At 68.5% G+C, this 22,131-nt stretch carries 24 protein-coding genes and 2 pseudogenes; 12 read left to right on the top strand and 14 right to left on the bottom strand.

What is annotated here, in order from left to right:
* Positions 1-251: 251 nt before the first annotated feature.
* Positions 252-869: a histidine phosphatase family protein gene (locus ABZ857_RS04480; protein ID WP_357037340.1), complete on the bottom strand. Its 618-nt coding sequence runs from the start codon at positions 867-869 to the stop codon at positions 252-254.
* 235 nt (positions 870-1,104) lie between these two features.
* On the bottom strand, positions 1,105-2,352 hold the full coding sequence (locus ABZ857_RS04475; protein WP_357037338.1) for a PEP/pyruvate-binding domain-containing protein: 1,248 nt from the start codon (positions 2,350-2,352) through the stop codon (positions 1,105-1,107).
* Between the two features lie 60 nt (positions 2,353-2,412).
* On the opposite strand from ABZ857_RS04475, the gene ABZ857_RS04470 reads away from it, so the two are divergent.
* Together ABZ857_RS04470 and ABZ857_RS04465 are read left to right on the top strand one after the other, a co-directional pair.
* Positions 2,413-2,808 (top strand): DNA-binding protein, encoded by a 396-nt coding sequence (locus ABZ857_RS04470; protein ID WP_357037335.1) that lies wholly within the window; start codon positions 2,413-2,415, stop codon positions 2,806-2,808.
* Between the two features lie 38 nt (positions 2,809-2,846).
* A complete protein-coding gene (locus tag ABZ857_RS04465) occupies positions 2,847-3,440 on the top strand; it encodes a transcriptional regulator (RefSeq protein WP_357037332.1) in 594 nt (197 codons plus the stop codon).
* A 285-nt stretch (positions 3,441-3,725) separates the two neighbouring features.
* Here ABZ857_RS04465 and ABZ857_RS04460 read toward each other — a convergent pair whose 3' ends face one another.
* Positions 3,726-4,454, bottom strand: coding sequence for a LysR family substrate-binding domain-containing protein (locus ABZ857_RS04460; protein ID WP_357037328.1), 729 nt, complete (start codon positions 4,452-4,454; stop codon positions 3,726-3,728).
* A 56-nt stretch (positions 4,455-4,510) separates the two neighbouring features.
* Here ABZ857_RS04460 and ABZ857_RS04455 point away from each other — a divergent pair, with 56 nt between their 5' ends.
* Positions 4,511-4,882, top strand: coding sequence for a DUF5997 family protein (locus ABZ857_RS04455; protein ID WP_357037325.1), 372 nt, complete (start codon positions 4,511-4,513; stop codon positions 4,880-4,882).
* A gap of 104 nt (positions 4,883-4,986) precedes the next feature.
* On the opposite strand, the gene ABZ857_RS04450 is transcribed toward ABZ857_RS04455, so the two are convergent.
* A complete protein-coding gene (locus tag ABZ857_RS04450; protein WP_357037322.1) occupies positions 4,987-5,691 on the bottom strand; it encodes a hypothetical protein in 705 nt (234 codons plus the stop codon).
* Between the two features lie 61 nt (positions 5,692-5,752).
* On the opposite strand from ABZ857_RS04450, the gene ABZ857_RS04445 reads away from it, so the two are divergent.
* From ABZ857_RS04445 to ABZ857_RS04435, 3 genes and pseudogenes are all read left to right on the top strand, one after another.
* Entirely contained in the window at positions 5,753-6,478 is a 726-nt protein-coding gene (locus ABZ857_RS04445) for a MerR family transcriptional regulator (protein ID WP_357037319.1), read from the top strand.
* Between the two features lie 749 nt (positions 6,479-7,227).
* Complete coding sequence (locus ABZ857_RS04440; protein WP_357037317.1) at positions 7,228-7,533, top strand: hypothetical protein; 306 nt, start codon at positions 7,228-7,230, stop codon at positions 7,531-7,533.
* 669 nt (positions 7,534-8,202) lie between these two features.
* A pseudogene (locus tag ABZ857_RS04435) lies at positions 8,203-8,677 on the top strand (NUDIX hydrolase).
* 272 nt (positions 8,678-8,949) lie between these two features.
* On the opposite strand, the gene ABZ857_RS04430 reads toward ABZ857_RS04435, so the two are convergent.
* A complete protein-coding gene (locus ABZ857_RS04430; protein WP_357037314.1) occupies positions 8,950-9,468 on the bottom strand; it encodes a type II toxin-antitoxin system RelE/ParE family toxin in 519 nt (172 codons plus the stop codon).
* Positions 9,469-9,471: 3 nt separating this feature from the next.
* On the bottom strand, positions 9,472-9,780 hold the full coding sequence (locus ABZ857_RS04425) for a type II toxin-antitoxin system prevent-host-death family antitoxin (RefSeq protein ID WP_357037311.1): 309 nt from the start codon (positions 9,778-9,780) through the stop codon (positions 9,472-9,474).
* Positions 9,781-9,836: 56 nt separating this feature from the next.
* Here ABZ857_RS04425 and ABZ857_RS04420 point away from each other — a divergent pair, with 56 nt between their 5' ends.
* Positions 9,837-10,217: a hypothetical protein gene (locus ABZ857_RS04420; RefSeq protein WP_357037308.1), complete on the top strand. Its 381-nt coding sequence runs from the start codon at positions 9,837-9,839 to the stop codon at positions 10,215-10,217.
* A gap of 200 nt (positions 10,218-10,417) precedes the next feature.
* Here ABZ857_RS04420 and ABZ857_RS04415 read toward each other — a convergent pair.
* Positions 10,418-10,516, bottom strand: a pseudogene (locus tag ABZ857_RS04415) (peptide-methionine (S)-S-oxide reductase); the annotation flags it as partial.
* An 88-nt stretch (positions 10,517-10,604) separates the two neighbouring features.
* On the opposite strand from ABZ857_RS04415, the gene ABZ857_RS04410 reads away from it, so the two are divergent.
* Both ABZ857_RS04410 and ABZ857_RS04405 read left to right on the top strand, forming a co-directional pair.
* Positions 10,605-10,784 (top strand): hypothetical protein, encoded by a 180-nt coding sequence (locus ABZ857_RS04410; RefSeq protein ID WP_357037305.1) that lies wholly within the window; start codon positions 10,605-10,607, stop codon positions 10,782-10,784.
* Entirely contained in the window at positions 10,781-11,215 is a 435-nt protein-coding gene (locus tag ABZ857_RS04405) for a PIN domain-containing protein (RefSeq protein WP_357037302.1), read from the top strand. Before ABZ857_RS04410 ends, ABZ857_RS04405 begins: the two co-directional genes overlap by 4 nt.
* Here ABZ857_RS04405 and msrA read toward each other — a convergent pair whose 3' ends face one another.
* Positions 11,216-11,878 (bottom strand): peptide-methionine (S)-S-oxide reductase MsrA, encoded by a 663-nt coding sequence (gene msrA / locus ABZ857_RS04400; protein WP_357037409.1) that lies wholly within the window; start codon positions 11,876-11,878, stop codon positions 11,216-11,218.
* Positions 11,879-12,012: 134 nt separating this feature from the next.
* Here msrA and rarD point away from each other — a divergent pair, with 134 nt between their 5' ends.
* The gene (rarD, locus tag ABZ857_RS04395) at positions 12,013-12,918 is read left to right on the top strand and encodes an EamA family transporter RarD (protein ID WP_357037299.1); all 906 of its coding nucleotides are present in this window, start codon (positions 12,013-12,015) and stop codon (positions 12,916-12,918) included.
* Positions 12,919-12,993: 75 nt separating this feature from the next.
* Positions 12,994-13,821 (top strand): TIGR03621 family F420-dependent LLM class oxidoreductase, encoded by an 828-nt coding sequence (locus tag ABZ857_RS04390; protein WP_357037297.1) that lies wholly within the window; start codon positions 12,994-12,996, stop codon positions 13,819-13,821.
* Between the two features lie 2 nt (positions 13,822-13,823).
* On the opposite strand, the gene ABZ857_RS04385 is transcribed toward ABZ857_RS04390, so the two are convergent.
* Positions 13,824-14,297: an Rrf2 family transcriptional regulator gene (locus ABZ857_RS04385; protein ID WP_357037294.1), complete on the bottom strand. Its 474-nt coding sequence runs from the start codon at positions 14,295-14,297 to the stop codon at positions 13,824-13,826.
* Positions 14,298-14,374: 77 nt separating this feature from the next.
* Between ABZ857_RS04385 and ABZ857_RS04380 the strand changes: the two genes are divergently transcribed.
* Complete coding sequence (locus ABZ857_RS04380; RefSeq protein WP_357037291.1) at positions 14,375-15,118, top strand: NAD(P)H-binding protein; 744 nt, start codon at positions 14,375-14,377, stop codon at positions 15,116-15,118.
* Positions 15,119-15,202: 84 nt separating this feature from the next.
* Here ABZ857_RS04380 and ABZ857_RS04375 read toward each other — a convergent pair whose 3' ends face one another.
* The 5 genes from ABZ857_RS04375 to nuoL are packed head-to-tail and all read right to left on the bottom strand — an operon-like array spanning position 15,203 to position 22,071.
* On the bottom strand, positions 15,203-16,138 hold the full coding sequence (locus tag ABZ857_RS04375) for a hypothetical protein (protein ID WP_357037288.1): 936 nt from the start codon (positions 16,136-16,138) through the stop codon (positions 15,203-15,205).
* 26 nt (positions 16,139-16,164) lie between these two features.
* Positions 16,165-17,160, bottom strand: a complete 996-nt coding sequence (locus ABZ857_RS04370) for a polyprenyl synthetase family protein (protein ID WP_357037285.1) — start codon at positions 17,158-17,160, stop codon at positions 16,165-16,167.
* Between the two features lie 11 nt (positions 17,161-17,171).
* Positions 17,172-18,725, bottom strand: a complete 1,554-nt coding sequence (gene nuoN / locus ABZ857_RS04365) for an NADH-quinone oxidoreductase subunit NuoN (RefSeq protein WP_357037282.1) — start codon at positions 18,723-18,725, stop codon at positions 17,172-17,174.
* Positions 18,725-20,230 (bottom strand): NADH-quinone oxidoreductase subunit M, encoded by a 1,506-nt coding sequence (locus ABZ857_RS04360; RefSeq protein ID WP_357037279.1) that lies wholly within the window; start codon positions 20,228-20,230, stop codon positions 18,725-18,727. The genes nuoN and ABZ857_RS04360 overlap by 1 nt, the downstream gene beginning before the upstream one ends.
* Positions 20,230-22,071 carry an NADH-quinone oxidoreductase subunit L gene (nuoL, locus tag ABZ857_RS04355; RefSeq protein ID WP_357037276.1) on the bottom strand — a complete coding sequence of 614 codons (1,842 nt, stop codon included), beginning with the start codon at positions 22,069-22,071 and terminating at the stop codon, positions 20,230-20,232. Before nuoL ends, ABZ857_RS04360 begins: the two co-directional genes overlap by 1 nt.
* Between the last annotated feature and the right edge of the window lie 60 nt (positions 22,072-22,131).

Genomic DNA, 22,131 nt, shown 5'->3' with positions numbered 1-22,131 from the left:
TCGGTGCGGGTCCGGCGGGCGTCACCCGGGCATGCTGGCCGCGGTGCCGGGAACGTGGGCCGACGCCGGAGAGCCGCTCGATGAGCCGGGGCTGCCCGACGGGGCAGGAGACGCCGGTGCCGCCGAGGCCGCAGTAACCGTTGGGCACCTTGGAGCAGGTCTGACACAGGCCCCGGCCCACAGGGTTCTCGAAGGGCCAGCGGCTTGCGTTACGCAGCCGACGGCGCGCGTACGGGCAAGTAGGAGCTACCTCACGGCCTGATGCCTTCGGGGAATCCGGTCCATCGTAGGTTGGGCGGGAGGTGGCTCATGTCGTTGAACATCACGATCGTGGGCGGCAGGCCGTTGCGGTACTCGATGACCGTCAGTGCGGTGTTGGCGCTGTTCAACCCGAGCCACCGGGATGGCGGCGCGTCCAGCGCGTGCCGCACCAGCCACGCGATCGGGTAGGCGTGCGTCACCAGGACCTCGTGGGTGTCGGGCTGGACCCCTTTCCCGGTTGTGTCGGGGGCCTTCGCGAACCGGGCGACCAGGGCCTCGGCGAGCCTCTGGCCCGAGGCTGCCTCGGCGTCGTCATAGCCGTCGAAGAAGTCGGCCCAGGACGGGGGCGTTTCGGCCGCGCTGGGAACGTAGGGCACGTGGTCGACGAGTTCGGCGGCCTCGGTTACGAGCACGTTCTCCGGTAGATGACGCGCGAGTTCGTGCGCGCTTGCTTCCGCACGTGGTAGCGGAGAGTGCCACACCGCGTCGACCGGCACGCCGGCGAGCCGTTCGCCCAGCAGGCCTGCCTGCCGACGCCCGATATCGGTGAGTTCCCCAAACGCGTCGGCTGCGCCGTGGCGTGCAAGGTAGAGGCGTCGAGTTGCCATGCGTAGTCAGGGGCGGGAGTCCGCGCGGACCCCTTTCCCGTCTCCTTCCAGTCGGTACGTGTGGGTTCGACGGCGGGATGCTCGGAGGGAGCCGGCTTGGCGGTGCGCGTCCAGGCGGTGCGTTCATCGTCAGCGGACGAGGCGGGGGCCGTGCCGTTGTCGCTGCTGGCACTGTTGCTATGTCGGCGGCGTGCGATTCCGGCAATGGCACGCGGTCACAGAGGGCCGTGATCAACTACGCGTTTGCCGCCGTGACGGTGCCAGTGGTGCCGTCGATGGTGATGATGGTGTCGTCGCGGAGCCTGCTCGTCGCGTTCGGGATGCCGAGGACGGCGGGGATGCCGTGCTCTCGAGCGACGATCGCGGCGTGGGAGAGCACGCCTCCGGTTTCGGTGACGACGCCGGCGGCGATGCGTAGCAGTGGCGTCCAAGCAGGGTCGGTGAAGGGGCAGACGAGGATGTCGCCCGGGCGCACGCGCGCGAAGTCGCCGAAACCACGGACGATCCTCGCGGTGCCGGTCACGGTTCCGTGACTGCCTGGCATTCCGGTGAGTCCGGCGGCTGTGATGGCCGAGGCGCCGGAAGGAGGTGTCGGTGGTGGGGGTGCGGCGGTGACCGGCCGTGCCTGCAGAACCCAAGTGCGGCCGTCGGCGATCGCCCACTCGATGTCCTGCGGTCCACCGAGTGTGGCAGCAATCTGTTTGCCCAGCTCGGCCAGCTGCGTGGCGGTCGCGTCGTCGACCGTCGGCTGGTTCCGGACAGCGGTGGGCACGTCGCGGATGACGAGCTGCGTGCCGCGCCGGTCAAGGCGCTTCTGTTTGTCCGCGACGGTGCGGGTGACTGACCCGTCCTCCGAAACGCGGTAGGCGTCAGGGGTGACCTTGCCCTCGACGATGCTGGGGCCGAGGCCCCAGGACGCCTCGATCCGGGTCGCCTCGTTCGGGTCCGCAGGTGTGAACATGACCCCGGATACCTCGGCGTCCAGGTGGCGCTGGACGATGACGGCCATCAAAAGATCGTCGGACGGTTGATCGTTGCGGCCGGAGGCAGCCCGGTAGGCGATGGCACGCGGGGAGAACAGCGAGGCCCAGCAGGCCCGTACGGCCTTGGCGACCTCACTCACTCCGTGCACGGCGAGGAAGCTCTCGTGCTGACCTGCCGCCGATGCCTGGCCGGTGTCTTCCTTTGCTGCCGATGATCTTACTGCCACGGGCGGATCGCCGAGCTTGTCGAGCGCGCGTCCCAGCGCATCGATCAGGGCGGCGTCGACCGGGCGCGCCTCGATCGCCTGCCGCGCCGCATCAACTTCGTCCGATTCGCCGGCCAACCACCCGAGGTTCAGGTCATGGACAGCGGCGAGGTAGGCGGCGAAGGGGACGACGAAGCCGTCAGGAACCGGTAGACCCGCACGGCGCAACGCGCCGAGTGCGCCGGCCTTGCCACCGCAGGTGTCGACGACAGCCTCCACGAGAGGTACGACCACGTCGCTCCACCTTTCAATGAAATGTTGACAACTATTTGTTGATTGTGCAGTATGAGACCTATGCAACGCAAGGACGACATCGCTCACAGGCTGCACGCTGACCACGTCCAGGCTCAGCGTGAGCGGGACGCGCGTGAACGTCTTCTGGACCTGGGCGCAGATGAGCTCGACGCCCGTCCGTGGCGCCCCTCACCCGCCCCGCCATCGGCGGTCGACCTTGTGCAGTTCGCCGTCTGGCGCAACGCCGACCTGGACCCGGAGGACATCCTGAGCGCGCTCGCCCTCCTACCGTCCGCACGAGCCGAGGTCGAAGGACTCGAGTCCGCCCTGCTGTTCATCGCCCGGAGCGCAGGCCTGACCTGGGCGCAGATGGCGCGCGTGATGGGGTTCAACTCCGCTCAGGCGTGCCAGCAGCACTACACCCGCCTGGCGGCACGACAGGGCGCCGGCTCGTGACGCACGACTCTCCGCCCGGCCTCCTGGTCCTGCACGCCGTGCGCATCACCGGGTTCGCGGACACCCCGGTAATCGCTCGTCGGTACGGGCTCGATGCGGCTACGGCGAAAGAGGTGCTACACGACGCCGAGACACGTGGCTGGGTTGAGCACACCGCCTTCGCCGGCACCGGAGGCTGGTCGTTGACCGAACCGGGCCGGGCCGAGAACGAGCGCCAGCTCGCGGCCGAGCTCACACTCGTCGGCGCCGCCGACGAGGTCCGAGACGTCTACCGCAAGTTCCTTCCGCTGAACGCTCTCCTACTGCAAGCCTGCACCGACTGGCAACTCCGGCCCACCGCCCACGATCGGCTCGCCGTCAACGACCACTCCGATCCCGCCTGGGACGCCGGAGTGCTCCATGAGCTCGCCTGCATCGACCGGGCACTCACGCCACTCGCAGACCGGCTCGGTCGCGTCCTCACGCGGTTCCACGGATATGACACACGATTCACCACAGCCCTGGCGCACGCCCAAGCCGGGGAGGGTGCCTGGGTCGACCGCACCGACGTGGACTCCTGCCATCGTGTCTGGTTCGAGCTCCACGAAGACCTCATCGCCACGCTCGGCCTCGACCGGCGCGAGGAACCCTGACCCGCTCGCGTACAACGAAGGCGAACAACGCCACACCGCGCCTGGAAGGGTTGTAGATCCCCAACCGTGTACAGGCCGTGGTCACCGCCTGCGAAGCCAGACTCACCACGGCCGGGGGCGATGACGGCTCCAGGCCGTGTCGCCGCCCGGCTGCACCTGTCGGCGGGCGCCAGACGCGACTACCTCACCAGCGCGATCACCAAGACCGGCGCCCGCAACAAGATCGACGCCGGACAGGCCCCCTCGTCGCAGAGCGGGTCCGAACCGAAGGTTCGGGGCCGCAGGTCACCGAGACCGGTAGCCCTTCCTCTTACGGCTGGCTGGCACGGCCCGGCGACCGGAGCCGTTCTGCGCGGGTTTTTGTGCCTGCCGCCGTGCTGGTTTCTCCGCGGGGGAGGCAGGGGTACGGCCCCGCGAGCTATTCACTGTCCGGCCGCGGACGATGCCGATGAAATCTTCCACCAGGTCAGTGGTCGCGTCCGTGGGCCAGGTCAGCGCGACCTGAGACTGCGGCGCGTCGATCACCGGCCGATATGTGAGATCCCTACGGTGGTAGAGGCGTGCCAGCGACTGCGGAACCAGGAGAATCCCAGTGCCGGCCGCTACCAGCTTGACCGCGTCCGCCGTTGTGGCAGGGCAGGTGAACGCGGGCTGCCCGGGCCGGACCGTCCACTCGATGGTGTCGTCCAGGGCATGGAACACCTCGTCGTCGGCAAGGTCGGCGATGACCACCTCGTCGGCGGCGGCCACCGCGTGGTCCTTGGGCACCACGACCACCGTGGTCTCCACGTAGAGAGGAATCACGCTGAGCCCGTCCCGGTCGACCGGCAGCCTGGCGAATCCGGCGTCGGCGCCGCCGTTTCGCAGGAGTCCCACCACCTCGGCGGCGGGAACCGCGACCAGGGTGACCGGCACGTCGGGCATCCTCTCGGTCCAGATGTTGACCCATTTCGCGGGTGTCACCCCGGGCACGTACGCCAGCCGAAACACCCTGCCGGTCTCTCCATCAGTCACTTCCTCAGGCTACCGATGTCATGGGAACCCGTTCCGACTGACTACTCTTGACGTTTATGACCTCGCCCAAGCCGAAGACCATCCAGACGATGAAGCCCGCGACCGCGGCCAAGAAGCTGGGTGTCCTCCTCTCGGCCACTCCCGCCGAGTTCCAGGCGGGTGTCGTCTCCAGGGACGAGCTGAACGAGTTGCAGTCGACGCCACCCGCCTGGCTCGTTGACCTGCGCCGTAACGGCCCGCACCCCAAGCAGGTCATCGCCGCGAAGCTCAGAGTCTCCATTTCTGGCCTGATCAGAGGCGGGATCACCGGACCGCTCACCACCGCCGAGATCGAGGCGTTGAAAGCGGAGAACCCGGCGTGGCTGGAGCGCGAGCGGTCCATCCAGGCCGAGGTCCGCAAAGAAGCACTCCGTCTCAAGCAACGCTAGACAGCTGAGATCCTGCGCGTCTCCGACCCCGGACCCCGTCTCCAGGCTGCCGCCACCGCACATGGTGATGTGCTGGTAGTAGACCTTCGCTTCGGGCATCCGATCTATTGAGGCTCGGACCGGTGATCAAGAGCAGCGACTACCGCATGCTGCCTGCGCAGATACCGCCAGCCCAGGACCCCGTACCAGACCATGACGGGTATGTGGAGCGCATACCCGAGCTGTTCCAGTGCCCCCGTGGGGCCGTCGGTCCCGGTCGTCCACGGAAGCACGACCGCGGCCAGGCCGATAAGTGCGGCGGTCACACCGGTGACACGAAGCCCGGCGGGCATCGGGATCCCCACCGCGCTCGCGGCGGTGGCAGCGACCCACAGCAGGCCGGCCAGATTGACTGCCCATTTGGCCGTGAGCAGGACGGCCAAGGCCACTGTGGTGGCCGCCGGGGCGGTCGGGCGGGTGGCCAACTGGGTCAGTGCCAGGTTTCCGGCGTCATGAAGCAGGCCGGCCAGCCCTGCGCCGGCCAGCAGGCCACCGGCCAGCGTCACCAGGTAGGGCCTTGACGTCTCGGCGGGGCGAGCAGCCATCACAAGCCCGGCCGCGGTCAGTGCCAGCCAGCCCAGCACGTCGAAGACCAACTCGGTCAGGTGCAGCCTGACCTGCCCGCGTACCGCGTTCAGCGCGGCGCCGGGGTCGGACGGACTCAGGGTCAACCCCGATGGCACCACGATGGCCGTACCGGCGATCATGGCTACCAGCGAGGTCAACAGCAGCACACCGGTGAGCCGGCGCCGAGGGTTCGGATCAGTCATGGATCGTGACGGTAGAACCCTGACGCAGGGACAAGGTCAACATGCCAGGAGAGGGGACGCCATGTGGCGGATCGGGCAACTGGCGCGCATGGTCGGCGTATCCGAACGGACCCTGCGCCACTACGACAAGATCGGGCTGCTGGTTCCCACCGCGGTCGACCGCACCACCGGCTACCGCTGGTACGGCGTGGCCGAGTTGTCCCGGCTCGAACGTATCCGCGGGCTGCAGCACCTCGGCCTCTCGCTGCGCCAGATCGCCGATCTGCTGGACGCTCCCGAGACACAGTTGCGGCAGGCGCTGACCGAGATCGTGGCGAACATCAGGCGTGACATCGCCGCGCTGGCCGCGACCGCCGCTCACGCCGAGGACCACCTCGCCGTGCCTATGTCGATCCTGCCTCAGCAGACCGCAGTGAACTCCCGTCGCCTACGCGTCCGCCACATGCGCCTCAACCATCCCGACGAACTGGCCGCCGTCTGCCCGGCGCCACCGGCGGCCCTGCTGACCTGGCTTCGCGGGCAGCCGACGGGCGGCTTCGCCGCCGCGGTGACCACCGATGGCGCCGGCGAGCAGCTCTTCCTGCCTGCCCGCACCGTCGTACGAGCGGTCGTTCCACCCTCAGCAGGGGTGGTCCGCGCCGGGCAGGACCTGTTCGGCTGGCTGCACCGCCGCCGCCTTGCTGTCACCGGTCCCACCGTGGAAGAGCACCTCATCGACGCCGACGGTGCTCGCGCCATCGTCCTTGAGGTATCCGTGAACCCACGGCGGTGCATCGACGCCGCTTGACCGTTCTTCGCTTTCACCGCACGCCTACGCCTCGCCGGACGTCAGACCGACAAGCCACGCCCGTGCCACCGAGGCCGCAGTAGCCGTTCGGCACCTTGCTGGTGGTAGCGGTTCTCTTCGGGCAATACTTCGCGGCTAGCGTGGCCTGGAGCGGAAATCAGCCCAGAGGTCAACCGTCTGTTGCAAGTCGAGGGCGGCGACGTCCTCGCGAGACATACCGACGGTGTAGAACTGGCCGGCGTCTGCAAGGACTTCGAGCATCGGGACGTGAAGACCCCCTCCGGGCGTCACTGGATCCCCACCACATTGCGCCGCCAGTGATGATCGCCTTGACGAAATCGCTGATCTGCTCGGCGGGGATCCACTGCCGCGAGCCGATCAGCGCAGCTTGTAACCGGGGCTCGACCCTGACGAAGTCCGACGCCAGTGCGCTCATCAGTTCCTCGAGGTTCCGCCGCACCCACGCTGCCTCGACGATGAGGGCAGTAGCCGCTCCCAATCGTGTAATTTTCACACACGTGATCACGAGTGGCTGCTCTCGTTGTACCGCATTCCCGTCACAAGATCGATCAAAGTGGGGCACATTGTCCCAGCTCACCCTGCAAATGGCGGCTGCCGTATTAGCCATGTACTCCGTCACGAGGACAACGGTCGCCAGATCTTTGTGGCCAACTGGCAATACCGCGCTGTATCGATCCGGGCTAAATCAATATTTATCGATCACCTGCCCGTCCCGCATAAGGAGAAGCATGCAAAAAGTCACTTGGCCCCGCCGGCTCGGCCTCGTCTCAGCAGTGGTGGCGGTCGGCCTGACCACCTCGCCCGTGACCGCGCACGCCGACGGCTATGACACTCCCCGCAGCGCCACCGCCGACGGAGCAGGCAACACCCAAGCAGCCGGGATCGCATCCGCCGAACAGCGGGCCCGGCAGGCCGTCCTCGCGGTCGGCCACGACTGCGACGCTGGGAGGTATTACACGCGTTCGATCTATATCTCCCCGGGTGGCGGCACGTGGGCGTACCGGTCCACCCACGAGGCGATGTGCGTCGACTGATCAAGGTTCAGCAGCTCGGCCCCCGCCGGGGTTGCCCGCCATCGGGGAGCCCACGGCCAGCAGGCCCAAAACGCTAAATCCACCCAGATTGAGCCCCAGGCTCAGCGCCATATTCATTTGCACCCTGCGAGTCATCCCGCCCATGTCACTTCCTCTCGCTGCAGGCTGGCGTACAAGACCCGACGAAGGAGCTTGCAGATCGCTTGGGGTGCCCCTCATGTCCGTCTACGCGCGGAACAGTCGCGGCGGTGACCCCCGCTTCATGAAGTTCGGCAAGCACGTCCGGTGCAAGGTCGCCGACGTGGAAGCGTGGGAGCACGAGCACTAGGTGGAGCAGGCGAACTGACGACAGCGCAGGCGCTATCGTCGTCCCCACCAGCACAGAAGTGCCCGGCACCGATCACGGTGCCGGGCCCTTCTTTCCGGTTGACGTTGCTCGGCAACTACAAACAACGACAACCAACCACAGGGTTTTTCCGGCTCAGCGCCCGTTTCCGGGAAGATCGCCACTTCGACGCCCGAGGTCCAAGGGTTTCTGACACGAGTACGCCAACAGGCACGCGTGCCCTTGGAGCGTGGGACCCAGATCGGGCAACCACGCTGGGAGTACTCCGCATGCGCTGGCAGATCAACTCCGAAGAGCCCCTCTACACCGACCCGTGACTCGACATCCGGGTCGCGGATGTCGAGCTGCCCGACGGCAGGCATCTGAACCACCGGCTGATCCGCACCGCGCCCGGAGCCGGAGCCGTGGTCGCCGACGAACGGCGCCGGGTGCTACTGATCTGGCGGCACCGCTTCATCACCGATTCCTGGGGATGGGAGATTCCCATTGGGAAAATCGAAGATGGAGAGGAGCCTGCGGGCGCCGCAGCGCGCTAAGTCGAGGAGGAGACCGGCTGGCGGCCCGGGCCGATGCGCCCATTGGTGAAAGTCCAGCCGACCAACGGCATCTCCGACTCCGTTCACCACATCTTCCACGCCGACAGCGCCACCTACATCGGCCCGCCCACAGAGGAGGGTTGGGAGGCCGAACGCGTCGAATAGGCGCCGCTGAGCGGCATCCCCCGGCTGGTCGGCAAGAGGTGAACTCGTGAGCGGCACCAGCATGGCCGCGCTGCTCTACTCCCTCGCCGAGATATAGAGGCCGGCCGAAGTCCGGAGAGAGCCGACACGGCAGGCGATCAACGGATCAGGGCCAGGCAGCAGGACGGGTCACGCCCAGGAGTCGAGCCCGAGCCTTACAGCGGGATCTGCGGAAACTACTCCTCGGCCGGAACCAGGCCCGTCTGGCAGGCAGCCCACTCGGACGGGTCACCTAGCTTGACGTTAGTACCGCCGAGGCCGCAGTAGCCGTTCGGCACCTTGAAGAGATATTGCTGGTGGTAGCGGTTCTCTTCGGGCAATAATTCGCCGCTAGCGTGGCTTGGACCGGAAGTCAGCCCAAAGGTCGACCGCCTGCTGCAAGTCGAGGGCGGCGACATCCTCACGAGACATGCCGACGGTGTGAATCAAGCGATCCGCGAGCCAATCCGGCACCGGCTCCCGAGGAGGCGGTTGATCGACGCGGATGTGATCGGCCAGCGCGCCCAGGCGTTCGATGATCTGGCCTAGCTGCACTACCTCGGGACGCCCCTTGCCAGCGGCACGAACCCTGGCTGTGGCTTCGGCGTAGACCTCGCTATCGGCCCTCTCGCCCACAGCCCACACTTCGCAGATCTCGATCGACTTGTCGTCCGTGATCCGATAGACGACCCGCCAGGTGTTGCGCCCGACCACGAGCTTGCGAAAGCCGGTCAGCTCCCCGCCCAGCGGATAGCCCGCCTCGGGATTGTCGAGCAAAAGAAGGATCTTCTTGAGCACCTTGGGCGCGGCGTCCGGACCGATTCGCCGCAGGTCATCGACCGCCGAAGCCGTGAAGACGACGTCAGACACGGTCTACTCGTCGTCCGGCAGCGCGGCCAGCGACTCCCGCGTGTGCCCGAAAGCGGAGAGCACGTCATCGAGCGATACACGCTCTCCAGAGTCGGTTACCGAGCGTGCGAGCACGAGCGCCAAGTCCCGGAGATCGGCGGCGGCCTCCTCCAGCTCATTCAGGCGACGGATGCTGACAACCGCCGCCACTGGCTGATGCCGACGGGTCACCACCAGATCGGTCCCACGTTCAGCATCAGCGACCAGACGGGCCACCCCACGCTGGGCTGCTTCTGTGACGCTCAACTCGGCAGCTTCATGCAGCACGGTCATGCGACTACTGTACAGCAACCTGTACAGAACAGGCGGGAGATGCCCGTCGTTCGGTGATGGCGATCACGGACGCCGGACCGCTTCATATGGGCGGCTTGCGCACCTGCCGGATGTTTCGCGTCATGGAACTGCCGCAGGTCGAGCACCTCCTCGATCTGAAGCGGCGTTGGTTTGCCGAACGACGTCGCGGCTTCCCGTGGTCGGACGAGGAGTATCCAGGCTTCGAACTCCTTGCCTACGTGGCTCTGGACGCCTATGAGCAGGTCACCGGCGAGAATATGGACGATCTCTACGCCGCCGTCGAAGCTCGAGGAGTCCGGAGCAGGTTTCCGCTTCTGGCGGCCGAGTTCGGCGAGCAAGACTGGGATATCGCCGATGAAGGGGAGGTCGCCCGCAGGCTCCCCCGGCTGGCCCGCTACCTGACCAGCCCTGGCTGACCTCCGTGCTCCCCGCCACTACTGATCGCAGATATGCCCGCCGAACGAGATGGATGCGGGCGCAGTGAGCGCTGCTTGCTCTCCGCGCGCACCGATACCGCAGAACCTTCGACCGCTGCGCGTCAGCCTGAATTCGATCCCGTCGTTGCCCCTCGCACCCTCCCAAGGGGCAACGACTCACGATCCTGCCGGGCGAGTGATCAGGCTTCGCCGGCCGTCAGGCCGACGGGGCAGGAGACGCCGGTGCCGCCGATGCCGCAGTAGCCGTTCGGCACCTTGAAGAGATATTGCTGGTGGTAGCGATTCACCTCAGGCAATAAGTTCTCCCTCACCGCGCTCTGTGACTTCTCACTGGTTGCGGGCAGGTCGGCGCCTACACTTGGCAGCATGGACTTGGACAACGAAGGCCGGGCCGACATCGAGGAGCCCCTCGACGCGCCCGCGCTTCCACGGCATCTCGCCGCGCTCGTCGGCGCGCTACAAGGGCCGGCAGACCTCGGCGTCCACCATGACCGGTACCTCACCTATCCTCACCACGAGGAGTCCGACGGAGCGATCACCGCGTGATCCTCTGCGACACGGGACCCCTCGTCGCGGCATTCAACAGGGCCGACAAGGACCACGCTCGCTGCGTCCGGTTTCTCGCGCAGAACTGGACCAAACTCGTCGTGCCGTCGCTCGCGGTGACAGAGATCTGTCACCTGCTCTCCGATCCGGTGCGTCGCGGCAGCTCCACTCTTGCAGCCGAGTTCTGCGCCGCCATCGCCGACGACGAGCTTCGCGTGATCGAGGTGACGCCTCACGACTACCGGCGGATGTCCGAACTGCTCTCGGCCTACGCCTCGCTCCGGCTTCAAGCCGTCGACGCCTGCGTGATAGCCCTGGCCGAACGCTTCGACCTTCGCGAAGTCGCCACGCTGGATCAGCGCGACTACCTCGTCGTTGCCCCTCGTCATCTTCCCAAGGGGCAACGACTCACGATCCTGCCGGGCGAGTGATCAGGCTTCGCCGGCCGTCAGGCCGACGGGGCAGGAGACTCCGGTGCCGCCGATGCCGCAGTAGCCGTTCGGCACCTTGAAGAGATATTGCTGGTGATAATCCTCGGCGAAGTAGAAATCGCCGGCGGGGGCGATCTCGGTGGTGATCTCGCCGTACCCGGCCTTGGTGAGCACCTCCTGGTACGCGTCCCGGGACGCCACGGCCGCCTTGGCCTGCTCCGGACCGTGGGTGTAGACGGCCGACCGGTACTGCGTGCCGACGTCGTTGCCCTGGCGCATGCCCTGGGTGGGGTCGTGGGCCTCCCAGAACACCTTGAGAAGCTCCTCGTACGACACCTCCGCCGGGTCGAAGACCACCCGGACGACCTCGGTGTGCCCGGTCAGGCCGGTGCAGACCTCCTCGTACGTAGGGTTCGGCGTGTAGCCGCCCGCGTAGCCCACGGCGGTCGACACGACCCCGGGGGTCTGCCAGAACTTGCGCTCGGCACCCCAGAAGCAACCCAGCCCGAACTCGGCGATCTCGGTGCCCTCGGGGTACGGCGGAGCCAGCGGTCCACCGAGGACCTGGTGGCGGGTGGCCACCGGCATGACCTCGGCACGGCCCGGCAGGGCGTCCGCGGGATCCACCATCGTCGTCTTGTCTGTGCCGAACAGCCAGCCCATCACGCACCTTCCTTCCGCTCTGCCTTCACCAACCAGGCGTCCCGCGGCCTTGTTCCTGACATAAGCGTCTCTAAACCCCAGACATAGAGACCCTTATTTGTGCTGAATCGAGGTAAGCAGCGAAGATGGGCTTCATGCCTGATACGCGCCGCGGTGTCCTGTACGGCGTCGCCGCCTACACGATGTGGGGTCTGTTCCCTCTCTACTGGCCTCTGCTCAAGCCGTCCGGCGCCGTGGAGATCCTCGCCCACCGGATGGTCTGGTCGCTGGTCGTGGTGGTCACGGTCCTCGCCGTACGCCGCCACTGGTCGTGGATCCGCACGATGACGCGCCGCCAGTTGGTCCTCCTCGTCCTCGCGGCCGTCACGGTCTCGGTCAACTGGGGCGTCTACATCTACGCCGTCAACGCCGGTCACGTGGTGGAAAGCGCGCTCGGCTACTTCATCAATCCGCTGGTCAGCGTGCTGTTCGGGGTGCTGATCTTCCGCGAGCGCCTGCGGCCGTGGCAGTGGATCGCCGTCGGGCTGGGCACGCTCGCGGTTCTCATCCTGACTCTCGGCTACGGGCGCCTCCCCTGGATCGCGCTCGTGCTCGCCGTCAGTTTCGGCACGTACGGCCTGATCAAGAAGGCGGCTGGGGTGGGCAGCGCGGAGAGCCTGACCATCGAGACGCTCGTGCTGCTGGTGCCGGCCCTGGGCTACCTGCTCGTCCTGCAGTCGAACGGCACCGGGACCTTCGCCAATCACGGGCTCGGCCACGCGCTGCTGCTGGTGGCGTCCGGCCTCATCACCGCGGTGCCGCTGATGCTCTTCACGGCCGCCGCGCTGCGGGTTCCGCTTACCGTGATCGGCCTGCTCCAGTACATCGCCCCGGTGCTGCAGTTCCTGTGCGGGGTGCTGATCGCTCACGAGACGATGCCCGCCAGCCGGTGGGCCGGCTTCGTGGTCGTCTGGCTCGCCCTCAGCGTCTTCACCTGGGACAGCATCCGCTCCGCGCGCACTGCCCGGCAGGAACGCGCGGCCGCGCTCGAGACCGTCTAGTACGCCCCCCGGCGTACGGCGTCCGCCTCCGGCGGGAGGACGACGGGAGCGGCCGGAACGGCGAGGATCGGCGGCATGAGCAAGGAATTCCGCTTCGGGATGGTCGCCGGCCTGGCCCCCGACGCCGCCGCGTGGACGGCGACGGCCCGCCGGACAGAGGACCTCGGCTATTCGACCCTGCTCGTCCCCGACACGCTGGGGACGCTGCCGCCGCTGCTCGCGATGACCGCCGCGGCCACCGTCACGACGACGCTGCGCGTGGGCACGTTCGTGCTGGCCGCGCCGTACCGCAATCCCCCGCAGCTCGCGCACGAGCTCGCAGGGCTCGACTTCCTGTCCGGCGGACGGCTGGAGGTCGGCGTGGGGGCCGGCCGTCCCGCCGCCGAGGAGGAGGCCCGCGCGCTGGGCATGCCGTACGGCACGGCGGGTGAGCGCGTCGCGCTGGTCCGTTCGGTGATCGGCGAGGTGCGGGCGGCCTTCGCCGGGAGCAGGACCACCGTGCAGCGTCAGGGGCCGCCCATCCTGGTCGCGGGGGCCGGTCCCCGCATGCTGGCGCTGGCCGCGGAGGAGGCGGACATCGTCGCGCTCGCCGTACCGGCCGACACACCGGATGAGGGCCTGCGCGGGCCCGTCGGCACGCTGCGGGAGCTGGCCGGGGCGAGGTTCGACGACATCGAGCTGAGCATGAACCTGCTCCAGATCGGTGACGAGCCGCCGCCGTGGGTGCCCGAAGGGTTGCGCACCACGTCGGCCGACGCCGCCGCCGTGCTGCGCGGCTCGCACCGCGAGATGGCCGACGTGCTGCTGCGGCGCCGCGACGAGCTGGGGATCTCGTACGTCACCGTCAACGGCTTCTACGCCGACGCCCTCGCCCCCGTCGTCGAACTCCTCGCCGGCCGCTGAAGTCAGCGGATGGCCGAGATGCGTGACCGAGTGCGGGCAGGCGCCGTTGGGGGCAGCTCGGCGAGGATGTCGGCGAGCGTGACCCCGGCGAGGCTGCTGCGCCACGCGGCGTGCGCCTCGGCCATCTTCTCGGCGAGGACGCAGATGCGCCGGCAGTCCTCGGGAGGCAGCGCGCCCCGTCCCTGCTGGCGGATCTCACGGCACTCGTACGGCGAGGAGGCACCGTCGACCGCCTCGACGATCTGCAGCAACGTGATGTCGGAAGCCGCCCGCGCGAGCCGGAAGCCGCCCCGCGGGCCCGTCATGGCGGCCAGCACACCGGCTCTGACGAGCGCCTGTAACTGCTTGGCCAGGTAGGGCGCCGGAACGTCGTAATACTCCGCGAGCTGCGCCGCCGACGCGGTCGCTCCCGGCTCGAGTTGCGCCAGCGTGGTGGCGCAGTGCAACACCCACTCGGTGCTCGCAGGCAGCTTCATGCCCTCCAGTCTATTGGAGACATTGCGGATCTATTTTGTCCGAGATAGCATCTGAGGCGTCTAGCGAAGGAGAAGTCATGCGCATCGCAGTCGCCGGCGCCACCGGGAACATCGGGAAGCTCACCGTCGCCGCCCTCGAACGGAACGGGCACGACGTCGTACGCGTCAGCCGGTCCCTCGGCGTGGACCTGATGACGGGCGAGGGGCTCGACAAGGCCCTGGACGGTGTCGAGGCGGTCGTCGACGCGATCAGCTCAGCCGCGACCGACCGGGACGAGTCGGTGGCGTACTTCGGCACGACCACCAGGAACCTGCTGGCCGCGGAGGAGCGGGCGGGCGTCCGCCACCATGTGCTGCTCTCGATCATCGGCATCCAGCGGGTGGAGGGCAACGCCCACTACGCCGGCAAGCGGGAGCAGGAGCGCCTGGTGTCCGCCGGTTCGGTGCCGTGGACGATCGTCCCGGTCGCGCAGTTCCACGACTTCGCCGAGATGGTGGCGGGGTGGACCGAGCAGGACGGCGTCGCCACGATCGCGCCGCTGCTGGTGCAGCCGATCGCGCCCGCGGACGTGGCCGACGTCCTCGCCGAGATCGCCGTGGGCGAGCCGCGGGGCCGCTACGCCGACGTGGCCGGTCCCGAGCCGCAGGACCTCGTCGACATGGCCCGGCGCACCTACGCGGCACGCGGCCGGACGGTCAAGCTCGTGCCGACCTGGTCGGGGCTCTTCGGTCCGGCGATGGCCGGCGACGTGCTGCTGCCCGGGGAAGGCGCCCGCATCGCGCCGACCACCTTCGACGAGTGGCTCGCCGACCAGAAGTAGACACCGGCGGCGCGAGCGGCGCGCCCTTTCGGACCTCGTGCTCGGCCGCCGGCCACTCCAGGGCGGCCACGGGTCACGGCGGCGTCAGGTCAGCGCCGCCTCCGCCCTGGCGTACGCGGCCTCGGCGATGCGCGGCAGCAGCACGGCAGGGTCGGTGCGCGGCTTCGGCGACTGGGTGGGAATCCGAATCTCCAGCACGTAACGCGGCGTCTGCACCACCTCGACCCACTGCGTCACCGACTCCTCCTCGAAGACCCGGAACGCCCAGGACCGGCTGCCGAGAGGCGGCACGGGGAATGGCTTCACGCTCATCGAGAGGCCCAGCACGCTGGAGAATTTCCGGCAGGAGGCCGTTGCGCCGGGATCGCCGAGACTGCTCACCATCTGGGCGGGCCCGGTGACGACGGTCTCGGAGAACTCCGCCGACCGTTTCCACGCCCCGTCGGCCATCGCGCTCAGCAGCGTCGCGGCGATCTGCACGCCATGCCGATTGAAGTCGCGCAGTGCGACGCGCCACGATCCCACGGTCCACCGCTCGCAGCCGGACAAGCTCTCGAACACCCCGACCGCCTGCCGAAGCGAGATGAACTCCGTCGCTCTGCCCTCGGCGGCGGGCAGGGCGACGACCACGCCCGGTGTGATCATCGACTCGTAGACCCCCTCGTAGCCGGTGAGCAACGCCTCCCTCAGCCGGAGGTCACCGGGGCCGCTCCCAGGGTTGGGGGCCGAGAGCGACCGCCCCTTCTTCATCGCTCTCGCCTCGAAGACCTGCTCGACGGACGGCGCCGGGGACGGGCGTCCCGACGCGCGCGCAGCCGGCTCGGGCGATGGCGATGCGGGCGGAGCCGACTCGGCCGTCCGCAGGCGTCCGAACAGGACCTCGGCGTCTGGCTGGGCAGTGGTCTGCCCCTCTTCCGCACGCGACGTCGCCGGGATCGGTGTCGCGGGCGTGCCGCCGTGTCCGGCGGCGCAGGACGTCGCCGCCAGAAGGCACAGGGCCGCCAGCCGGGTGATCTTCACCCGGCCAATGATCCCCTACAAGATGGTCAGCCCGTGCGCTCGACGACGTAGTCGCACAGGGCGATGAGAGCCGTACGGGCCGGGATGTCGGGCAGGCCTGCGAGGGCGGACTTGGCCCGGTCGGTCCAGCGGATGAGCTCTTCGCGGGCCTGGTCCATGGCCTTGTTGGCCCGCAGCAGCGTCAGCGCCTCCTCGACGTCCTCCTCGGCCACCGGCCCCGACAGCAGCGTACGCAGCCGGGCGTCGGCGGGGTCGTCGGAGGCCAGGGCGTACAGCACGGGAAGCGTGCGGACGCCCTCGCGCAGGTCGGTGCCGGGGGTCTTGCCCGAGTCGACCGTGGGCGCGGCCACGTCGATGAGGTCGTCACCGAGCTGCCAGGCCACGCCGATCGCCTCGCAGGCGTCGGTCAGGCGCTCGACCACGTCGGCGGGAGCGCCCGCGAGCATGGCCCCGAAGCGGCCCGAGGTGGCGATGAGGGAGCCGGTCTTGTCGGCAAGCACGCTGATGTAGTGGGCGACCGCGTCGCGGCCCTCGGCGGGCCCGATCGTCTCGCGGATCTGGCCGCGCACCAGGCGGGAGAACGTACGCGCCTGGATCCGGATGAGTTCGCTGCCGAGGTCGGCGAGGATCTCCGACGCCTGGGCGAACAGGTAGTCGCCGGTGAGGATGGCCACGGTGTTGTCCCACCGGGCGTTGGCGGACGGGGAACCCCGGCGCACCGGCGCCTCGTCCATCACGTCGTCGTGGTAGAGCGTGGCCAGGTGGGTCAGCTCGATGACGACGGCCCCGGGCACGACGCCCGGGGCGTCCGGGTTGCCGAACTGGGCGGCCAGCAGCACGAGCATCGCCCGGAACCGCTTGCCGCCCGCCTCGATGAGGTGCCTGGACGTCTGGGTGACGAAGGCGTCCTCGCTCTCGACCGACGAGCGCAGCAGCTTCTCCACCGCCGCGAGCCCGCCTGCGAGGTCGTCGGCCAGCCGCTCGTCGACGAGAGGAATGTCCACTACGGGCGGCGCGGCCATACGGAGATCTCCTATCGGACGAACAGGGACTGTGCAGCCGTGTGCGCGAGGTCCAGCACGGGCTGGGGGAACACCCCGAGAACTACCGTAGCCAATGCCGCGACGCCCACCACAGCCGCGGTCCCCCGCGAGGGCAGCACGACGGACGGGCCGTCGGCGGCCGGGTCGCTGAAGAACATCAGCACGATCACACGGACGTAGAAGAACGCGGCGACGGCCGAGGCGACCACACCGATGATGACCAACGGCGTGGCGCCGTTCGCGACGGCCGCCTGGAAGACCGCGTACTTCCCGAAGAACCCACTGGTGAGCGGGATGCCGGCGAAGGCCAGCAGGAAGAACGCGAAGACCCCCGCCAGCAGCGGCGAACGCTTGCCGAGCCCGGCCCAGCGGGACAGGTGCCATGCCTCGCCGCCCGCGTCGCGCACCATCGTGACGACGGCGAACGCGCCGACCGTGGTGAAGCCGTAGGCCACCAGGTAGAACAGCAGGCCGGTCAGGGCCGAGGTGTTCTGCGCCTGGGTGGTGCCGGTGGCGATCACACCGATGAGCAGGAAGCCGCCGTGCGCGATCGACGAGTAGGCGAGCATCCGCTTGATGTCGGTCTGCGTGATCGCGAGGATCGCGCCGGCCACCATCGTGAGAATCGCCACACCGTAGAGCACCGGGCGCCAGTCCCAGTCGAGACCGCCGAGGCCGACCCAGAACACGCGCAGCAGCGCGCCGAAGGCGGCCACCAGGGTGCCGGAGGCCATCAGCGCGGTGATGGGCGTGGGCGAGCCCTGGTAGACGTCCGGCTTCCACGCCTGGAACGGCGCCGCGCCGATCTTGAACAGCAGGCCGACGCCGAGCATGGCGGCGCCGATGTAGAGCAGCGTGTCCTGGCCGCCGACCGACCCCAGCGCCTGGTTGATCTTCACGAGGTCGATCGACCCGGCGTAGCCGTACAGCAGGGCCGTGCCGTACAGGAAGAAGGCCGAGGAGAACGCGCCGAGCAGGAAGTACTTGACCGCGGCCTCCTGCGACAGCAGGCGGCGCCGCCGGGCCAGGCCGCACAGCAGGTACAGCGGCAGCGACATGACCTCCAGGGCGACGAACGCCACCAGCAGGTCGTTGGCCGCCGGGAACAGCAGCATGCCGCCGACCGCGAACAGCAGCAGCGGGTAGACCTCGGTGTGCGCGGCGCGCTCGACCAGCGACTGCTCCTCCTCGGCCGAGCCGGGCACGGCCGCCGCGGAGCCGACGAAGTGCTCCTCGTCCTTGATGAGCAGCACGCTCACGAAGGCGAGGATGAGGATCGTGCCCCAGATGAACAGGGCCGGGCCGTCCACGGCCACCGCGCCCATCGCGGCGGGCTTGGTGGGCACGCCCTTGACCGCCTGCCAGACGGCCAGCGCGAACGCGCCGGCCAGCGACAGCAGCGTGAGCGGCAGGTGGATCGCCGAGCGCAGGTAGCGCGGGGCGAACGCCTCCACCAGCACGCCGACGATCGCCGCGCCGAAGACGACGAGCATCGGCGCCAGCAGGGCGTACTCGATACTCGGCGCCTGAATCGTGCCGTTCACTACTGGCCCTCCTGAGCAACGGGTACGGCCGGCTTCGGGTCCGTGACGGAGACGCTGGACAGCGTGTCCTTCACGGCGGGATTGATCACGTCGAGCAGCGGCTTGGGATAGAAGCCGAACACCAGCAGCAGCGCGACGAGCGGCGCCACCACCCACTTCTCCCTGGCGTTGAGGTCGGGCAGCGACTTGACCGACTCCGCCGTCGGGCCGTTCATCGTCCGCTGGTACATCCACAGGATGTAGATCGCGGCGAGGATGACGCCGACCGTCGCGATCACCGCCGGGACGACGTACCGCTGGTAGGTGCCGGTCAGCACCATGAACTCGCTGACGAACGTGCTGAGACCGGGCAGCGAGAGGCTGGACAGGCCGGCCACCAGGAACGTCCCGGCGAGGATCGGGGCGACCTTCTGCACGCCGCCGTAGTCGGCGATGAACTGCGAGCCCCTGCGGTAGATGAGGAAGCCCGCGATCAGGAACAGCGCGCCGGTCGAGAACCCGTGGTTGACCATGTAGAGCGTGGCGCCCGCGCCCGCGCTGGTGGTCATCGCGAACACGCCCATGGCGATGAAGCCGAAGTGCGACACCGAGGTGTAGGCGATGAGCCGCTTCATGTCGGTCTGCCCGATGGCCACGATCGCGCCGTACACGATGCCGATCACCGACAGCGTGATGACCAGCGGCGTGAAGAACTTCGCGGCGTCGGGGAAGAGCTCGAGGCAGAAGCGCAGCATGCCGTATGTGCCGACCTTGTCCAGCACGCCGACCAGCAGGACGGCCGCGCCGGCCGGGGCCTGGGCGGCGGCGTCCGGCAGCCAGGTGTGGAACGGCCACAGCGGCGCCTTGATCGCGAAGGCGATGAAGAAGCCGAGGAACAGCCACTTCTGCGTCGTCACGTCCTGGATGGTGCCGACCAGGTCGGTGAACATGAACGAGCCCTTGCCGGCGATCGAGTAGAGCGCGATCACCGCCACCAGCATCAGGAGCCCGCCGAACAGCGAGTACAGCAGGAACTTCACGGCCGCGTACGACCGCTGCGCCCCGCCGTACGACCCGATCATGAAGTACATCGGGATCAGCATGGCTTCGAAGAAGACGTAGAAGAGGAAGACGTCGGTCGCCGCGAAGACGCCGATCATCATGGCCTCGAGCACGAGCAGCAGCGAGAAGTACGTCCGGACCGAGCGCTTGCCGGCCTCGGCGTCGTGCCAGGAGGCGAGCACCACGATCGGCACGAGGATCACCGACAGCAGGATCAGCACCAGGGCGATGCCGTCCACGGCGACGCCGTAGTGGACGCCGAACGCGGGGATCCAGTCGTACTTCTCGGCGAACTGGAACTTGTCGCCGTTCGGGCTGAACTGGACCGCCATGGCGACGGTCAGCGCCAGCACGATCAGCGACACCACGAGGGTGAACTGCTTGGCGAGCTTGTCGTTGCGGACAAGGGTCACGCCCAGCGCGCCGAGCACGGACACGCCCATCAGGGTTGAAAGCCAGGGCATCACAGGTTCCCTACGACGAGCCAGGCACCGGCCAGGACGGCGGCGCCCAGGAATATCGACAGCGCGTACGAGCGGACGAACCCGGTCTGGACCCTGCGCAGACGCCCGGACGTGCCGCCGATGCCGGCCGCCAGGCCGTTCACGAGGCCGTCGACGCCGCGGTTGTCGAAGAACACCGCCAGGCGGGTCAGCCACTGGCCGGGACGCATGAACAGCGCCTCGTTCAGGGCGTCGCCGTACAGGTCACGACGGGCGAAGGTGGTGAGGAACGAGCCGCGCGGGGCCACCGCGGGCACCTCGGCCCTGCCGTACTTGACCCAGGCGAAGGCCGCGCCGACCGCGACGAGCGCGAGCGTGACCAGACCGGTGAGGCTGAACGGGTGGAACGACGGCATCTCCTCCGGCGCGCCGACGGCCGGCGACAGGAAGGTCATGAACCGGTTGCCCAGCACCAGGAACGCGCCCAGCCCGATCGCGCCGACCGACAGGATGATCAGCGGCCAGGTCATGACGGCGGGCGACTCGTGCGGGTGGGCCGTGGGCTCCCAGCGCTTGGTGCCGAAGAAGGTCATGAACACCAGGCGCGACATGTAGAAGCCGGTGATGCCCGCGCCGAGCACGGCCAGCCAGCCGAGGACGGCGTTGTGCTCCATCGCGGTCTCGATGATGCCGTCCTTGGTGAAGTAGCCGGACAGCAGCGGGAACCCGATGATCGCCAGGTAGCCGATGAGGAACGTCACGAACGTCACCGGCATGACCTTGCGCAACGCGCCGTACTTGCGCATGTCGACCTCGTCGTTCATGGCGTGCATGACCGAGCCCGCGCCGAGGAACATGTCGGCCTTGAAGAAGCCGTGCGTGATCAGGTGGGCGATCGCGAAGGCGTAACCCGCCGGGCCGATGCCCGCGGCGAGCACCATGTAGCCGATCTGCGACATCGTCGAACCGGCCAGCGCCTTCTTGATGTCGTCCTTGGCGGTACCGATGATCGCACCGGCGAGCAGCGTCGCGACGCCGACGATCGTCACCACGAGCTGCGCGGTCTCGGCGCCCTGGAAGATCGGGCCGGACCGGACGATCAGGTAGACGCCGGCGGTGACCATGGTCGCGGCGTGGATGAGGGCCGAGACCGGGGTCGGGCCCTCCATCGCGTCGAGGAGCCAGGACTGCAGCGGGAGCTGCGCCGACTTGCCGCAGGCGCCGACGAGCAGCAGCAGGCCGATCGCGGTGAGCGTGCCCGAGGACGCCTTCGAGGCGTTCGCGAGGACGTCGCTGAAGGCCAGCGTGTGGAACGTCGCGAAGATCGTGAAGATGCCGATCAGCAGGCCGAAGTCGCCGACGCGGTTGACGATGAACGCCTTCTTGGCCGCGGTCGCCGCCGAGGGCTTGTGCTGCCAGAACCCGATCAGCAGGTACGACGCCAGGCCGACGCCCTCCCAGCCGACGAACAGGGCCACGTAGTTGTCGGCCAGCACCAGCAGGAGCATCGCCGCGACGAACAGGTTGAGGTAGGCGAAGAACCGCCGCCTGTTCGGGTCGTGCGCCATGTAGCCGATCGAGTAGATGTGGATCAGCGAGCCCACGAAGGTGATCAGCAGGCAGAACGAGATCGACAGCGGGTCGACCAGCAGCCCCACCTTCGCCAGGCCCGGGATGAAGTCGTACAGCTCGATCCCGCGGCGGCGCTCGCCGGGGGCGAAGCCGAGCAGCTGCGCGAACGACAGCGCCGCCACCACGAAGGACGCGACGGCCATGAGCACGCCCAGCAGGTGGCCGAACTTGTCGGTCCTCCGGCCGCCAAGCAGGAGGACCGCCGCTCCCACCAGGGGCAGAGCGATCATGAGCCAGGCTGCTCCGATCGCTCCGCCGGAGTGCTGGATGATCTCAGCGGGTTCCACGGC

Origin of the sequence: Microbispora sp. NPDC046933, assembly GCF_040644635.1 — a bacterium.
GTDB lineage: Bacteria > Actinomycetota > Actinomycetes > Streptosporangiales > Streptosporangiaceae > Microbispora.
This window is presented reverse-complemented; position numbering and strand designations above follow the sequence as displayed.

Excerpts from the sequence above, each read along its gene's own strand:
- ABZ857_RS04390 (WP_357037297.1), top strand. The coding sequence starts at position 12,994 with ATGAGCAAGGAATTCCGCTTCGGGATGGTCGCCGGCCTGGCCCCCGAC.
- ABZ857_RS04445 (WP_357037319.1), top strand. The coding sequence starts at position 5,753 with ATGTGGCGGATCGGGCAACTGGCGCGCATGGTCGGCGTATCCGAACGG.
- ABZ857_RS04450 (WP_357037322.1), bottom strand. The coding sequence starts at position 5,691 with ATGACTGATCCGAACCCTCGGCGCCGGCTCACCGGTGTGCTGCTGTTG.
- ABZ857_RS04360 (WP_357037279.1), bottom strand. The coding sequence starts at position 20,230 with ATGCCCTGGCTTTCAACCCTGATGGGCGTGTCCGTGCTCGGCGCGCTG.
- ABZ857_RS04440 (WP_357037317.1), top strand. The coding sequence starts at position 7,228 with ATGCAAAAAGTCACTTGGCCCCGCCGGCTCGGCCTCGTCTCAGCAGTG.
- ABZ857_RS04470 (WP_357037335.1), top strand. The coding sequence starts at position 2,413 with ATGCAACGCAAGGACGACATCGCTCACAGGCTGCACGCTGACCACGTC.
- ABZ857_RS04455 (WP_357037325.1), top strand. The coding sequence starts at position 4,511 with ATGACCTCGCCCAAGCCGAAGACCATCCAGACGATGAAGCCCGCGACC.
- rarD (WP_357037299.1), top strand. The coding sequence starts at position 12,013 with ATGCCTGATACGCGCCGCGGTGTCCTGTACGGCGTCGCCGCCTACACG.
- msrA (WP_357037409.1), bottom strand. The coding sequence starts at position 11,878 with ATGGGCTGGCTGTTCGGCACAGACAAGACGACGATGGTGGATCCCGCG.
- ABZ857_RS04420 (WP_357037308.1), top strand. The coding sequence starts at position 9,837 with ATGGCGATCACGGACGCCGGACCGCTTCATATGGGCGGCTTGCGCACC.
- ABZ857_RS04380 (WP_357037291.1), top strand. The coding sequence starts at position 14,375 with ATGCGCATCGCAGTCGCCGGCGCCACCGGGAACATCGGGAAGCTCACC.
- ABZ857_RS04370 (WP_357037285.1), bottom strand. The coding sequence starts at position 17,160 with ATGGCCGCGCCGCCCGTAGTGGACATTCCTCTCGTCGACGAGCGGCTG.
- ABZ857_RS04480 (WP_357037340.1), bottom strand. The coding sequence starts at position 869 with ATGGCAACTCGACGCCTCTACCTTGCACGCCACGGCGCAGCCGACGCG.
- ABZ857_RS04425 (WP_357037311.1), bottom strand. The coding sequence starts at position 9,780 with ATGACCGTGCTGCATGAAGCTGCCGAGTTGAGCGTCACAGAAGCAGCC.
- ABZ857_RS04410 (WP_357037305.1), top strand. The coding sequence starts at position 10,605 with ATGGACTTGGACAACGAAGGCCGGGCCGACATCGAGGAGCCCCTCGAC.
- ABZ857_RS04385 (WP_357037294.1), bottom strand. The coding sequence starts at position 14,297 with ATGAAGCTGCCTGCGAGCACCGAGTGGGTGTTGCACTGCGCCACCACG.
- nuoL (WP_357037276.1), bottom strand. The coding sequence starts at position 22,071 with ATGATCGCTCTGCCCCTGGTGGGAGCGGCGGTCCTCCTGCTTGGCGGC.